This window comes from Pseudomonas oryzihabitans, assembly GCF_024652905.1.
Taxonomy (GTDB): domain Bacteria; phylum Pseudomonadota; class Gammaproteobacteria; order Pseudomonadales; family Pseudomonadaceae; genus Chryseomonas; species Chryseomonas benzopyrenica.
The window spans coordinates 3806599-3821299 of sequence record NZ_CP102428.1; the positions used below are offsets into that span (position 1 = coordinate 3806599).

12 protein-coding genes are annotated in these 14701 nt (G+C 67.1%); 6 read left to right on the plus strand and 6 right to left on the minus strand.

Going from position 1 to position 14701, the window contains the following annotated elements:
• Window positions 1-6: 6 nt before the first annotated feature.
• Both NRG74_RS17675 and NRG74_RS17680 read right to left on the minus strand, forming a co-directional pair.
• Complete coding sequence (locus tag NRG74_RS17675; protein ID WP_231355528.1) at window positions 7-813, minus strand: amino acid ABC transporter permease; 807 nt, start codon at window positions 811-813, stop codon at window positions 7-9.
• Window positions 810-1631, minus strand: a complete 822-nt coding sequence (locus NRG74_RS17680) for a transporter substrate-binding domain-containing protein (protein WP_257704939.1) — start codon at window positions 1629-1631, stop codon at window positions 810-812. Before NRG74_RS17680 ends, NRG74_RS17675 begins: the two co-directional genes overlap by 4 nt.
• Before the next feature lie 100 nt (window positions 1632-1731).
• Between NRG74_RS17680 and NRG74_RS17685 the strand changes: the two genes are divergently transcribed.
• From NRG74_RS17685 to NRG74_RS17700, 4 genes are all read left to right on the plus strand, one after another.
• A complete protein-coding gene (locus NRG74_RS17685; RefSeq protein WP_257704940.1) occupies window positions 1732-2634 on the plus strand; it encodes a homocysteine S-methyltransferase family protein in 903 nt (300 codons plus the stop codon).
• A gap of 456 nt (window positions 2635-3090) precedes the next feature.
• Window positions 3091-4425, plus strand: coding sequence for a CitMHS family transporter (locus NRG74_RS17690; protein ID WP_257704941.1), 1335 nt, complete (start codon window positions 3091-3093; stop codon window positions 4423-4425).
• Between the two features lie 116 nt (window positions 4426-4541).
• The gene (locus NRG74_RS17695; protein ID WP_017639194.1) at window positions 4542-5294 is read left to right on the plus strand and encodes a TerC family protein; all 753 of its coding nucleotides are present in this window, start codon (window positions 4542-4544) and stop codon (window positions 5292-5294) included.
• 164 nt (window positions 5295-5458) lie between these two features.
• Window positions 5459-7129, plus strand: a complete 1671-nt coding sequence (locus NRG74_RS17700; protein WP_257704942.1) for a Na/Pi cotransporter family protein — start codon at window positions 5459-5461, stop codon at window positions 7127-7129.
• A gap of 141 nt (window positions 7130-7270) precedes the next feature.
• Here NRG74_RS17700 and ampC read toward each other — a convergent pair whose 3' ends face one another.
• Window positions 7271-8431 carry a class C beta-lactamase gene (ampC, locus tag NRG74_RS17705; RefSeq protein ID WP_257704943.1) on the minus strand — a complete coding sequence of 387 codons (1161 nt, stop codon included), beginning with the start codon at window positions 8429-8431 and terminating at the stop codon, window positions 7271-7273.
• 169 nt (window positions 8432-8600) lie between these two features.
• On the opposite strand from ampC, the gene NRG74_RS17710 reads away from it, so the two are divergent.
• A complete protein-coding gene (locus tag NRG74_RS17710) occupies window positions 8601-9503 on the plus strand; it encodes a D-hexose-6-phosphate mutarotase (protein WP_257704944.1) in 903 nt (300 codons plus the stop codon).
• Between the two features lie 292 nt (window positions 9504-9795).
• On the opposite strand, the gene NRG74_RS17715 is transcribed toward NRG74_RS17710, so the two are convergent.
• Window positions 9796-10779 (minus strand): asparaginase, encoded by a 984-nt coding sequence (locus tag NRG74_RS17715; protein ID WP_257704945.1) that lies wholly within the window; start codon window positions 10777-10779, stop codon window positions 9796-9798.
• An 87-nt stretch (window positions 10780-10866) separates the two neighbouring features.
• Window positions 10867-12321 carry an alanine/glycine:cation symporter family protein gene (locus NRG74_RS17720; protein WP_257704946.1) on the minus strand — a complete coding sequence of 485 codons (1455 nt, stop codon included), beginning with the start codon at window positions 12319-12321 and terminating at the stop codon, window positions 10867-10869.
• A 276-nt stretch (window positions 12322-12597) separates the two neighbouring features.
• Here NRG74_RS17720 and NRG74_RS17725 point away from each other — a divergent pair, with 276 nt between their 5' ends.
• A complete protein-coding gene (locus NRG74_RS17725; RefSeq protein WP_017639200.1) occupies window positions 12598-13386 on the plus strand; it encodes a helix-turn-helix domain-containing protein in 789 nt (262 codons plus the stop codon).
• On the opposite strand, the gene NRG74_RS17730 is transcribed toward NRG74_RS17725, so the two are convergent.
• On the minus strand, window positions 13383-14588 hold the full coding sequence (locus tag NRG74_RS17730) for a GGDEF domain-containing protein (RefSeq protein WP_257704947.1): 1206 nt from the start codon (window positions 14586-14588) through the stop codon (window positions 13383-13385). The genes NRG74_RS17725 and NRG74_RS17730 overlap by 4 nt on opposite strands.
• Window positions 14589-14701 lie beyond the last annotated feature (113 nt).

Sequence of the window (14701 nt, forward strand, 5' to 3'; positions counted from 1 at the left end):
CAGGCCCTAACGCCCCCGATACGCCTTCCCATAGTGCCGCTCCAGGCGCGACTGCATGAATTCCATGGCCAGGGACATCAGCCAGTAGAGCACCGCCGCGGTGGTCAGCATTTCCAGATAGCGATAGCTGGAGCGGCCATAGGACTGGGCGAGGAACATCACCTCCCAGACACCCATCACCGAAACCAGGGAGGAGTCCTTGAGCATGGAGATGAACTGGCTGGTGGTGGGCGGGATGATGCTGCGCATGGCCTGGGGCAGGGTGACGCGCCAGAAGATCACCCGCGGCGACAGGCCCAGCGCCAGGGCCGCCTCGCGCTGACCGGCGGGGACGCCAAGCAGGCCGGCGCGAAAGATCTCGCTGAGGTAGGCGCCGTAGTTCAGCGACAGGGCGAGGATGCCGGCGCTGATGGCGCCGGGCACCACGCCGATCTGCGGCAAGCCCAGGTAGATCAGCAGGATCTGGATCAGCAGCGGGGTGCCACGAAAGAAGGAGGCGTAGAAGGTCGCCACGCCATAGGCCAGGGCACTGGACGACAGCCGCCCCAGGGCCGCGGCGAAGCCCAGCAGCACCGACACCAGGATGGAGCTGAGGCTGAGGAACAGGGTCAGGGCCGCGCCCTGCAGGAAGCCGTTGGGACCCAGGCGCCAGCCCACCAGGTTGGGCAGGCGCGGCCAGACGCTGGCGAACTTGAGGTCGAAGCCGAGCACGAAGCACACACCCCCGGCCAGCAGCGCCAGCCAGGTCAGCCAGACGCGGGTACGAAAGCTCAGCAGGGGACGCGATTCGACCGGGGGTGGTAGCTGACTCATTGGCTGATGTCGGCACCGATCCACTTGTCGGAGATCCGCTTGAGGGTGCCGTCCTGGCGCAGCCCCTCGATGATCTCGCGCAGCTTAGCGGCAAATTCCGCATCACCCTTCTCGATGGCCACGGCGTTGGGCTCGGCATAGAGCGGCGCGCCCGCCAGCTTGAACTTGCTGTCCTGGGCCAGGCGCGGCTGGGCGGTCACCAGGTTGGTCAGGACCGCGTCCAGACGCTTACCGGCGCCCAGGCCCAGGTCCTGGAAGGCGACGTTGTCGTCGGGGAAGGGCACCACCTGCACCTGGTCGAAGGGATAGCTCAGCGGCTGGTCCTCCTGGCCTTCGATGGTCAGGTCCTTGTTCAGGTAGCTTTCGTAGGAGGAGGCGCTGGTGACGCCGACCTTCTTGCCGGAGAGATCCTTGGCACCCTGAATGCGGTCGTCACCGGCGTTGACCACGATCACCGCCGGCGAGGCGTAGTAGTTGACCGGGAAATCGAACACCTGGGCGCGCGCCTGGCTGGGCGTCATGGAGCAGATGCAGACGTCGTAGCGACCGCTCCAGCGGCCGGCGGCGATCACATCCCAGGAAGGGGTTTCCAGGCGCAGCTTGACGCCCAGCTTGTCGGCCACGGCCTTGGCCACGTCGACGTCGAAGCCTTCCAGCTGGTTCTGGGCATTGAGCTGGGAGAAGGGCGGATAGCTCTCCATGAGCACATTGACCAGCTCGCCCTTGGCCTTGATGCGGTCCAGGGTGGCGCCAGCCGAGGCCGAGGTGGCGGCCAGCGCCAGGGTCAGGCCTAAGGCCGATAGCAGAGCGGTTCTCATGGGGGCGTCCTTTGCAAAGGGGAAGAGGGCCTGGTATTAGAGAGATATGAGAACCGATATTGAACTCTGTTTTGGTTATAAGGAAAAGTGAAATAGCTATATGGCCAACATGAATCTTGTTCTGCTCGACGGTGGCATGGGTCGTGAGCTGCAGCGCCGTGGCGCACCCTTTCGCCAGCCGGAGTGGTCGGCCCTGGCCCTGAGCGAGGCGCCGGAGCAGGTGGAGGCGGTGCATCGGGCCTATATCGAGGCGGGTGCCCAGGTGATCACCAGCAACAGCTATGCGGTGGTGCCCTTCCATATTGGCGAGGAGCGCTTCGCCACCGAAGGCGAGAGCCTGGCCGCGCGGGCTGGCCAGCTGGCGCGGCAGGCCGTGGCAGCCAGCGGTCAGCCGGTGCGGGTGGCGGGCTCCCTGCCGCCACTGTTCGGTTCCTATCGCCCCGATCTGTTCGAGCCGGCGCGGGTGGACGAGGTGCTGCAGCCGCTGATCCGCGGCCTGGCGCCCCATGTCGATCTCTGGCTGGCGGAAACCCAGAGCTCCCTGGCCGAGGTGCGCGCCATCGCCGCCGGCCTGCCCGACGACGGCAAGCCGCTGTGGCTGTCCTTTACCCTGAAGGACGAAGACGTCGACGAGATCCCACGGCTGAGATCCGGCGAGCCGGTGGCCGCGGCCGCGCAACTGGCCGTGGCACTGGGCGCTGGGGCACTGCTGTTCAATTGCAGCCAGCCCGAGGTGATGGCCGCGGCGCTGGATACCGCACGGGCGACCTTTGCCGCGGCGGGTGTCGAGATTCCCTTTGGCGCCTATGCCAACGCCTTTCCGCCCCAGCCGGAAGAGGCCACTGCCAACGACGGCCTCGACCCCTTGCGTCCCGACCTGGATCCGCCCGGCTACCTGAGCTTCGCCCAGGACTGGCAGGCGCGTGGCGCGAGCCTGATCGGCGGCTGCTGCGGCATCGGCCCGGAGCACATCGCCGTGCTCAACACGCGACTGCGCGGCTGACGCCCGCATTCGGTCGGCAAAAAAAGCGGACAGCGCCCCGAGCGCGGTCCGCTTTTTTCTTGCCGCCAGGCGTCATTCAGATCGGCGCCTGGGCCCTCTCGGCGCGCAGGCGGTCCACCAGGATCCAGAGCCCGCTCGATTGCTGCATCGAGCAGCTGAGCGTTTTGTACTGGCAGCGGGGCGGCTAACCCCTTCCTTCATGTCCGCTTCGTGACATCCGGCAACATCCATTCGCCACCACGCAAGGCTGGCGAAAGGTTGACCTCTTAGGATCCGCTCAAGACCCGCCCCCGTGAGCGGGCGACGTGCCTACAAAAATAACCAGGATTCTTGCCATGTCGTATCTGTCCCTCCAGGCGTCCCCGCGCGCCCGTCTCCCCTGGATTTTCGCCCTCACCGCGCCCTTGCGCCGCGGCTGAACCCTCCTTCTCTTCGCGAAAATTCAGAGGTATTCCCATGCTGACTTTCCTCGGCTTCGCCATGGTCATGACCTTCATGTACCTGATCATGACCAAGCGCCTGTCTCCGCTGATCGCCCTGACCATGGTGCCGATCGCCTTCGCCGTGCTGGCCTGGGCGCTGTCCAGCGAATTCGCCAGCCTCGGCCACGTCAAGCTCGACGCCCTCGGCCCGATGATGCTCGACGGCATCCGCAAGCTGGCGCCCACCGGCGTGATGCTGCTGTTCGCGATCCTCTACTTCGCCGTGATGATCGATACCGGCCTGTTCGATCCGGCGGTGCGCTGGATCCTCAAGCTGGTCAAGGGCGATCCGCTCAAGGTGGCCATGGGCACCGTCTTCCTGACCCTGGTGGTCTCCCTGGACGGTGACGGCTCGACCACCTACATGATCTGCGTGGCGGCCATGTTCCCGCTGTACAAGCGCCTGGGCATGAATCCGCTGATCATGACCTGCCTGATGCTGCTCTCCAGTGGCGTGATGAACCTGACCCCCTGGGGCGGTCCGACCGCCCGCGCCGCCAGTGCCCTGCACGTGGACCCGGCCGACGTCTTCGTGCCCATGATCGCGCCCATGCTGCTGGCCATCGCCTGGCTGTTCTTCCTCGCCTACCTCTATGGCCGCAGCGAACGCGCCCGCCTGGGCATCCTGCAAATCGGCGAGACCGAAGGCGCCGACGTCACCGTCTCCCAGTGCGCCGAGGCCCGCCGCCCGCACCTGCGCTGGTTCAACGGCCTGCTGACCCTGGCGCTGATGGCCGCGCTGATCGTTGGCGTGCTGCCGATGCCGGTGCTGTTCATGATCGCCTTCGGCATCGCCATGACCGTCAACTACCGTTGCCTGAACATGCAGAAGCAGCGCATCGCCGCCCATGCCGAAAACGTCCTGGCGGTGGTCTCGCTGATCTTCGCCGCCGGCATCTTCACCGGCATCCTCTCGGGTACCGGCATGGTCGACGCCATGTCCAAGGGCCTGCTGGCGGTGATCCCGGATGCCCTGGGTCCGTATATGGCGGTGATCACCGCCCTGGTCAGCCTGCCGTTCACCTTCTTCATCTCCAACGACGCCTTCTACTTCGGCGTGCTGCCGGTGCTGGCCGAGGCCGCCGCGGCCTATGGCATCAGTCCGGTGGAGATCGCCCGGGCCTCCATCGTCGGTCAGCCCGTGCACCTGCTCAGCCCCCTGGTGCCCTCGACCTACCTGCTGGTGGGCCTGGCCAAGGTGGAGTTCGGCGACCACCAGCGCTTCACCCTGAAATGGGCCACCGTGACCTGCATGTTCCTGCTGGGCGGTGCTTTGTTACTGGGTGTGTTTCCGCTGTACAGCCGCTAGAGTTTTACCAAATGTACGACTAGCCTTGCCGGCTGTTCGAAAATGGCGCGTCGCCTGACGCGCCTTTTCCATTGGAGCGCGCGCCCGAGCGCGTCTCAGCTAAAAGAGGATTTGCAATGGACTGGCTGACCAACCCGGAAATCTGGGTCGCCTTCTTTACCCTGACGGCCCTGGAAATCGTTCTGGGCATCGACAACATCATCATGATCTCCATCCTGGTCAGCCGCATGCCCAAGCACATGCAGGCGCGGACCCGCTTCTTCGGCCTGGCCCTGGCCATGGTCACCCGCATCCTGCTGCTGCTGTCCATCACCTGGGTGATGCGCCTCACCGCCGACCTGTTCTTTGTCTTCGGCCAGGGCATCTCCGGGCGTGACCTCATCCTCTTCTTCGGTGGTCTGTTCCTCCTGTGGAAGAGCAGCGCCGAGATCTACCACGGCCTGGAAGGCGAGGAAGAGCAGGACGAGGATGCACCCCAGAAGAAGGGCAGCGGCTTCATCGGCACCATCATCCAGATCGCCATCATCGATATCGTCTTCTCCCTGGACTCGGTGATCACCGCGGTCGGCATGGTCAGCCATGTGCCGGTGATGGTGGCGGCGATCATCGTCGCGGTGCTGGTGATGATGCTGGCGGCCGGGGCCATCAGCAATTTCATCGACAAGCACCCGAGCCTGAAGATGCTGGCGCTGTCCTTCCTGATCGTGGTGGGTACCGTGCTCATCGCCGAAGCCTTCGAAGTCCACGTGCCCAAGGGCTACGTCTACTTCGCCATGGCCTTCTCGCTGGCGGTGGAAGCCATCAACATCCGCCTGCGCGGCAAGGCCAAGGCCCGCGACGCGGTCAAGCTGCGCAAAGAGCAGATCTAAGCGCCGCGGCGGAACCCACCCGGGTCTCCGCCGCCTAATCCAGCAAGTCCCCACGAGCCCGAAGGTGCCCTGCCTTCGGGCTCGTGCGTCTGTGCAGAACGGTCATTACGATTTTGTGACAAGCTCGCCAGGAGCTCTTGGACACGCGCCGGGAGGGCGCCACGATGCTGACACTGCTCAATCTGCTATCCGCCGTCGCCCTGCTGGTGTGGGGCACCCATATCGTGCGCACCGGCATCCTGCGGGTATACGGCGCCAGCCTGCGGCGGGTGCTCAGCCGCAGCATGCAGCGCATGCCGCTGGCCTTTCTTTCGGGCATCGCCGTCACCGCCCTGGTGCAGAGCAGCAACGCCACGGCGCTGCTGGTGACCTCCTTTGTCGCCCAGGGCCTGGTGCCACTCACCCCGGCGCTGGCCATCATGCTCGGCGCCGACGTGGGCACCGCGCTGATGGCGCGGGTGCTGACCTTCGACCTGTCCTGGCTGTCGCCGCTGCTGATCTTTCTTGGCGTGGTGTTCTTTCTCGGTCGCAAGCAGACCCGCGCCGGCCAGCTCGGCCGGGTCGCCATCGGCCTGGGGCTGATCATCCTGGCGCTGCAGCTGATCGTCGAGGCGGCCTCGCCCATGACCCACGCCGCCGGGGTCAAGGTGCTGTTCTCTTCGCTGACCGGTGATCAACTACTGGATGCCCTGACCGGCGCGGTCTTCGCCATGGTGTCCTACTCCAGCCTGGCAGCGGTGCTGCTCACCGCTACCCTGGCCGGCTCCGGAGTCATCTCGCTCAAGGTGGCGCTGTGCCTGGTGGTGGGTGCCAACCTGGGCAGCGGCGTGCTGGCGCTGATGGGCGCGGCCAAGCAGGGCGTCGAGGCGCGGCGGGTGGCGGTGGGCAGCCTGCTGTTCAAGCTGGCCGGCTGCATCCTGGTGCTGCCCTGGATCGGCCTGCTGGCCGACTGGCTGCAGGGCTACGACTTCAACGACGCCGAGGTGGTGATCGGTTTCCACGTCGCCTACAACCTGGTGCGCTGCCTGCTGTTCCTACCGCTGGCCGGCCCCCTGGCACGCTTCTGCACCGCCATGCTGCCGGCGAAGGACAGTGCCGAGACCATTCTGCGGCCACGTCACCTGGACACCGCCGCCCTGGATACTCCGGCCCTGGCGCTGACCAATGCCTCGCGCGAGCTGTTGCGCATGGGCGACGTCATCGAGCAGATGCTGCAGCACCTGCTGGTGCTGATCAACGCGGGCGACAAGCAGCTGGCCCGCGAGGTGCGCCGCCTCGATGACGATGTCGACGCCCTCTACACGGCGATCAAGCTGTACCTGGCGCGGATGCCGCGCGACGACCTGGACGAGCGCGACAGCCGGCGCTGGGCGGAGACCATCGAATTGGCGATCAACCTGGAGCAGGCCGGCGATCTGATCGAGCGCATGGCCAGCGACGTGGACAGCAAGAAGATCGCCGCGCGGCGGTCCTTCTCGGCCTCCGGGGTGGACGAACTCTCCGCGCTGCACCGGCTGCTGGTCGACAGCCTCAAGCTGTGCCTGTCGGTCTATCTGTCCGGCGACCTGGACGCGGCGCGGCGTCTACGCCGGCTCAAGCAGCGCTTCCGCCTGCTGGAGCGGCGCTATGCCCATGCCCACGTCGAGCGGCTGCATCAACAGGTGGTGGAGAGCTTCGAGACCAGCTCCCTGCATCTGGGGCTGCTCAGCGACATGCGCCGGGTCAATTCGCTGTTCTGCAGCATCGCCCATGGCGTGCTGGAAGCGGCCGACGCTGGCTACGCCACCGAGCACGAGGTGCCGGCGGAGGGGCGGGAGGAGTCGGGCGGGGTTTGAGGTTGCGGTTTGACGCAGGGGTTCGTGGATGAGGCTGCGCCGTCATCCACGCTACGGGGTTCGAGTTGATCGCGGCCATGGGCCGCTCCTACAGGGTGTGATGCTTCTGTAGGAGCGGCCCATGGCCGCGATTGGGGTACCTCATTGCACCCCGCTATCGAGCTGCTGCAGGATCCGCCAGGCCGTCTCGATCCGTGCGGAATTCGGGTAGTTGCGGTTGGCCAGGATCACCAGGCCGATCCGACGCTCGGGGACGAACAGCGCATAGGCGCCGAAGCCGTTGGTGGAGCCGGTCTTGTTCAACAGCCGGGCGCCGCTCGCCGGCAATGGCGGGTGCTGCCAGTCCACCGGTTGCGGCTCCAGGGCCATCGCCGGGGTATTGCCGGCCAGCAGCTGGGTCTTGGCTAGCGGATAGGGGTAGGCCTCCCAGCCCAGGCCCTGGGTCATGGAACCGCTGCGGTAGTAGCCCCGCTGGGTGGCGTCGATCGCCTTGGCCAGGGGTGCCGGCAGCCGGCTGGGGTCCAGGTTGACCTCGACGAAGGCGAGCAGATCACCCGCGGTGGTCTTGATGCCATAGGCCTCTTCGGCATACGCGCCCGGATTGACCCGCAACGGCTGGTCGTTCTTGCCATGGCCCCAGGCGTAGTGGGCCTGAGCCGCTGCCGGCACCTGCAGATAGGTATGGCTGAGCCCCAGGGGCGTCAGTACGTGGCGTTGCAAGGCCGTGGCGAAGGGCTCGTCGAGGCGCTGGGCCGCCAGGGCGCCGAACAGGCCGATGCTGGGATTGGAGTAGAGGCGGCGGCTGCCGGTGGGGAAGGGTGGCTGGAAGGCGCGGTAGAAGGCCGTCGCCTGGTCGTCTGTGGTGACGCTGTCGGGAAATTGCAGCGGCAGGCCGCCGGCGCTGTAGGTGGCCAGCTGCAGCAGGCTGGCCTGGCCGATGGCGCTGCCGGCCAGGGCCGGGCGAACCTGCGCAACCGTTTCGTCCAGCCGCAGCCGGCCCGTCGCCGCCGCGTAGCCACCCAGGGTGGCGGTGTAGGTCTTGCTCAGGGAGCCGATCTCGAACAGGGTGGCGGCGTCCACCGCCTGGCCGCTACGGCGATCGGCGGTGCCGAAGTAGTAGAGCCGGCGCAGGCCCGGGGCCGTGACACCCACGGCCAGGCCCGGAATGTCCTGCTCGGCCATCACCGCGCGGGCGGCGGTGCGGACCTCGTCGTCGAGGCTGGGCGCGGCCTGGGCGAGGATCGGCAATGCCAGCCCCAGGAGAAGGCCGCAAGAGCGGTGAGCGCGAGGGATACCCGACATGGCCAGACATTTCCTGAGGTAAGGGGCCTGGAGTCTAGCCGAGCCTGGCCTGCGGACATGAGAACCGGGCAACGCCGCGAGATTTTGCCGCCGGCGCTGTCCATGGCTGGCTGGAGCCCGGTCCTCGACTGGACTACAGTCGCCTCTCACCTTTTCCAGGAGTCATCCCATGTCCGCTGCCCCCCTCGTCGAACAGATCCAACTGGGCCAATTGCCCGTCTGGCGCATCCGCGTCGGCCAGGCCGAAGCCCTGGTGGCCTGCCAGGGCGCCCATGTGCTGCGCTACGGCTTCGACGGCGAGCCGGACATCGTCTGGGGCAATCCGGAAGCCGTGTTCGAGCCCGGTACCCCGATCCGTGGCGGCATCCCGGTCTGCTGGCCCTGGTTCGGCGACCTGCTGAAGAATCCGGCCGAAGTCCAGGCGATGTGCACCACCACCGCGGACGCCCCGGCTCACGGCCTGGCGCGCCAGGTCGCCTGGCAGGCGGGTGGCGTCGAGGTGGATACCGACCGGGTGCGCCTGGATTTCCACCACCGCACCTCCGCCGAGACCACGCCGGGCTGGCCCCATGCCACCGAGCTGACCCTGAGCCTGAGTGTGGGCGAACGCCTGGAGCTGACCCTAAGCGTGCGCAATCTGGAAGATCACCCGCTGGTGCTGAGCCAGGCGCTGCACACCTATTTCGGCGTGAGCGACGTGCGCGAAGTGGGCATCGAAGGCCTGGCCAACGCCGACTACTACGACTGCCTGGACGGCTGGACCCGCAAGCGGCAGAACGGCGAGCCGACCATCACCGCCGAGACCGACCGGGTCTATGTCGGGCTGCCGGCGCGTCTGGCGATCCGCGATACTCAGTGGCAGCGCCGACTGTTCGTCGAGACCCGCAACAGCCATTCGGCGGTGCTGTGGAATCCCTGGATCGACAAGGCCGCGCGCCTGAGCCAGTTCGCCGACGACGCCTGGACCGGCATGCTCTGCATCGAGACCGCGCGGGTGATGGACGACGTCCTGACCGTGGCGCCGGGCGCCTCGGCCGAGATGGCGGTGAGCCTGTGGCGCGAGGCGCTGTAGGGGCTACTTTGGCGTTAGGGTTTGCCCTCACCCCGGCCCTCTCCCGGAGGGAGAGGGGGCGCTCAGGGGAGTTTGGTGCGGGGTGCCTGAGGTTGTCAGGCGAAGCCCAACGCGGCCCAGGTCGAGCGCGCGCTGTCGGGCTTCGGCGAAAGAGTCGCCTCAGCCCAACCTACGTCTTCAAGCTCCCGAGGTGTCGGATCGACAGCCGCAGGGCCAGTACGCAGCCTACTCAAACACCCTCTCCCCCTGGGAGAGGGCCGGGGTGAGGGAGCAGCCGGCACCTGGCCGACGCTTACAGCTCCTCGCACAGATTACGCCCGATCCACTCGGCCACCGCCGCGCGATCCAGCCCGCAGCCGAGCAGGCTGTGCAGCTTGCCCAGGGCGGCTTCGCGGGTCATGCCGCGACCGGAGATCACCCCGGCGTCGGCCAGGCCGCTGCCGGCGGCGTAGGTGCCTAGTTCCACCGTGCCGCGAGCACCCTGGCTGAGGGCAACCACCGGTACCCCGGCATCGCGTAGTTCGGCCAGCGCGGCGAGGAAGTCGGCGTCGTCCGCCGGCCCCGTGCCGCTGCCATAGCACTCCAGTACCAGCCCCTGCACGCCGCTGCCCGCCAGACCGCGCAGGGTGGCGCCATCAACGCCCGGAAACAGCGGCAGCACCGCTACCCGTACCGCCTGGCGCGGCTGGTCGAAGCGCAGGGCCGCAGGTGCGGCGACCAGGGCGTCACCACTGCACGGCCGGGCACTTGCCACGAAGGCCTTCCAGCCGCTGCTGGCCTGCTTGGTGCAGCGCGCCGCCGGCAGGCGCTCGCCATGGAATTGCACCTGGACGCCCGGCGCCAGGCCACTGGCGAAGGCGGCGAAGCTGTCGGCCAGATTGCCGTCGGCATCGCTGTCCGGCACGCCGGCCGGCAGCATGGAGCCGGTCAGCAGCACCGGAATGGCCAGGCCCAGCAGCCGGAAGGCCAGGGCGGCGGCGCTGTAGGCCAGGGTATCGGTGCCGTGCAGTACCAGCACGCCGCGACAGGCCGGGTCCGCGGCCGCGGCGACGATGGCCTGGGCCATGCGCTCCCAGGCGGCGGGGGTCATGTTGGCACTGTCGATCAGCGGCAGCAGCTCCTGCAGCCGCCAGGTCGGGTTGCCCAGTTCCGGGCGGCTGGCCAGCAGGGCCTCGATGCGCGCCTCGAAACCGGCGGCCGGGGCCAGGCCGGCGGCGGTCGCCTGCATGCCGATGGTGCCGCCGGTGTAGAGGATGTGCAGGTAGGGTGAGGTCATGGGGGACTTCCTGATAGGACTGCCCCCACGCGAGGTGGGGGCAGGAGAGCGGTCGCGATCCGGGTCAGGGCGATCCGGTGGCGGCGGTCAGTGCGCCTGGCGCGGCTGCGCGGCGCGGGCCTCGGCGACGGTGTCTTCCAGACGATCCAGCGGCGGCCAGGCCTGGCGATCCAGGTCCAGGTCGCGGAACTGGTCGGCATCGAACACCGGCTGATCGACACCGGCGCGGCGCTGGGCGTCGTAGTCGTTGAGGATGCGCATGCCGACCTTGATCAGCATGGCCAGGGCGATCAGGTTGACGAAGGCCAGGCAGGTCATGGTGATGTCGGCGAAGGCGAACACCGTGGTCAGGTTCTGCATGGAGCCCCAGCAGATCAGCACCAGCACCAGGCCGCGATAGCCCAGCAGCACGGCCTTGCCGCGGCCGAGCAGGTAGCGCAGGCCGTTCTCGCCCAGGTAGATGTTGTAGAGGATGCAGGTGAAGACGAACAGCGACAGGGCGACGCTGATGAAGATGCGGCCCCAGTCACCGACCACCGCGGCCAGGGAGTTCTGGGTCAGCACGATGCCGTCGCCGTCGAAGCCCGGGGCGTAGAAGCCAGAGAGCAGGATCAGCAGCGCGGTGCAGGTGCAGATGACGAAGGTGTCGAGGAAGACGCTGAAGGCCTGCACCACGCCCTGGGCGGCCGGGTGCTTGACCGCGGCCACGGCGGCGACGTTGGGCGCGGCGCCCAGACCGGCTTCGTTGGCGAAGACGCCACGCTTGACGCCCATGGTGATGGCGGCGCCCAGCAGACCGGCGAAGGCCGGCTCCAGGCCGAAGGCGCTCTTGACGATGGTCAGCAGGGTGCCGGGCACCAGATCGATCTGGGTGACGATCACATAGAGGGTGACGGCGATGTAGGCCAGGGTCTTGACCGGCACCAGGACGTCGGAGACCGCGGCGATGCGCTTGATGCCACCGATGAACACCAGGCCCAGCAGGATGGCCAGGGCGATCCCGGTGTACTGCACCGGCAGGCCGAAGGCGTTTTCCAGCGAGTGGGTCACGGTGAAGGACTGCAGGCCGACGAAGGCGAAGCCGTAGGTCACCAGCAGCAGGCCCGAGAAGATCAGCGCCATCCAGCGTTTGTTGAGGCCGTGCTGGATGTAGTACGCCGGACCGCCGATGTAGAGGCCGTCGCCATCGGCGCGCTTGTAGACCTGCGCCAGGGTGCACTCGAAGAAGCTGCTGGCCATGCCGACCAGGGCGGTCACCCACATCCAGAACACCGCACCGGGGCCACCCAGGGTCACGGCCAGGCCCACACCGGCGATGTTGCCGGCACCCACGCGGCCGGCCAGGCTGAGCATCAGCGCCTGGAAGGAACTCAGGCCGTCGCCGCTGTTGCGCAGGGAATCCTTGAACACCGTGAACATGTGCGGGAAGTGGCGCACCTGTACGAATCGCGAGCGCAGGGTGAAATAGCTGCCCAGGCCGACGATCAGCACGATGAGCACGTGGCCGGACAGGAAGTCGTTGAGCATTTCTAGGTAGTGCATGAAGAATCCTCGAGCATGCTAGTGATGCTCCAAGGCCGGCTCGCAAGCCTTGGGGCTATTATTGTGGAATATCCCGCTCCCGACACCGCGCCCGGTCGTGGGGAGACGACCGGGACAGGGCGCTGGGACGGATCGGTCCGGGTGGAACGGGCAGTAAGACGGACCGGGCCGCCTAGGTTCGGCTATCCCACCGGCGTGGACAATTCCGCGCCTCGCTTCAAAATGGCGCGACTTGATGCTAGTTTTCCGGCCGTCTGTCAAGCTTGGGCAGGGTTCATGAGCGATTTTTCCGCCAATTTGCAGCTGCTCTGCCAGCGCCACCGCTCGATTGCCGCCGTCTGTCGCGCCGTCGGTATCAACCGTGCCCAGTTCAATCGCTACCTCAACGGCCAGAGCCGTCCGTCGCCCTACAACCTGCAGCGACTGGCGGAGTTCTTCGGATTGCCGGCCAGTGATCTGCAGCTGCCGCAACGGCAATTCGCGGCGCGCCTGGGGGCACCGGTCAGCCAGGAGACGGGGTGGGCGGGGCAGGCGCTGGCCCTGTTCGGCGAACGCCAGGAAGGCTTGGTCCGTTACCAGGGCTACTACCACGAATACTATCCGTCGCTCTCCACCCCAGGCGTAGTGCTCTGTGGGCTGGTACGGCTGTTCGAGGAGGAAGGCGTCTTTCGCTATGTGCGTTTCGAACGCCTGCGTCGTCAGGGCGAGGCCACGAGCCAGGCACGCTTTCGCTACCTGGGCCTGGCCATGAGCCTGGAAAGCCGGCTGTTCTTCACCGACTACGAATCCCTCACCGGCAACGAGTTGTCGCAGACGGTGCTGCTGCCCAGCGCGCGCAATCGTATCGATCGCCTCAACGGCCTCAAGCTGGGCGTCAGCGCCTCCGACCGCCGCGAGCCGGCCTGCACCCGAGTGGTCTGGGAGTACCTGGGCACCCGCCCCCGGCGCGGTCAGGCCTATGGCCGCATCGGTCTCTACGACTGGCAGGACCCTCACCTGGACGACGATCTGCGCCAGCGCCTGGCCAGCGCGACTCTGGTCGATCGGGTCTATCGCCTGGGCTAGCTGGGTTCAGCGACCTGGGTCTGGCAGCGATCGCAATCCTCCAGGATGGCGCGGTCGCGCCCGGCCTGCTTGGCCCAGTAGAGCTGGCGATCGGCGGCTTCGATAAAGGTTTCGGCGCAGTCGTGGTCCAGTCGGGCGCAGGCGCCGCCGATGCTCACGGTCACGCGCGGACCAGCAGGGGGGCCGAGGTGGGGAATCTCCAGGCGTCGTACCGCATCGAGCAGGCGCTGGGCCAGTTTGCCGGCATCCTCCTCGCGCGAAGGGGTGCAGAGGATGGCGAACTCCTCGCCACCGTAGCGGGCCAGGCAGTCGCCGGCGCGCAATTCATTGGCCAGGGCGGTGGCGACCCGTTGCAGGCAGCGATCGCCGGCCGGATGCCCATAGCGGTCATTGAAGGCCTTGAAGTGATCGACGTCGATCATCAGTAGGAGCAATGGCCGGGGCGGGGGATGGGCCATGGCGGTGGCCAGGGCCTGCATCAGCGCCCGGCGGTTGGCCACGCCGGTGAGGGGGTCCGTGGCCGATTGCTGTTCCAGAACGCGGTTGGTGGCGGCCAGCTCTTCGTTGCGCAACCGATCACGCAGAATCAGCAGATAGCCCTGCCGGCGGGCCCTTTCCATCCAGAAGCTGTTGAGCAGGGTAAAGACCACGGTGGCGCCGGCCAGGGTGAGTACCAGCGAAGCCTCCACGACGGGCAGACCATGCATCTGGGTGGCCAGGCCGATGGTCAGCAGGGCGAACAGGCTATGTGCCGCCGCCTGCCGCAGGGGTGGGGCGATGCAGCTGTTGGTGAACAGCGTCATGAGGGGGAGGGTGGCCAGCCAGAGGGCGCGATGCGCGACATCGCTCGCCTGGAGGTCGAACAGCGGCGGTGCATAGGCCAGCAGACACGGCAGGATGCCCAGCCACTCGCGCGCCGGATGCTCGGCCGGCATCAGTTTGAGGGCCAAGAGCGTCACGCCCCCGCCGAGCACCACCAAGGCACTGAGCAGGCTGATGACCCAGAAGGCCTCGGTCATCAGGATCCAGTCCCAGATCGAGAAGCTGGCGTAGGCCAGGATGGCGACCGTCAGGCTGATGCGCAGGTGCCGCCGGCGCGAACGGGCGATGTCGTGCTGGTAATGCCGTTCCAATACCGGTTCGAAGCGCAGGGCCCAGAAAGGCCGAGCCAGCGCTCGGGTGAGGGCGAGACTGAGGGACATGACGCCGTACCTGGCAGGTAAATCCAATGGGTCACTTCAGCACAATAAGTCCCTTAGCGCGATAGAGGGTTCCCGGACGCGGGGATGTAACCGCCGAATGGTAGCCATTGGCT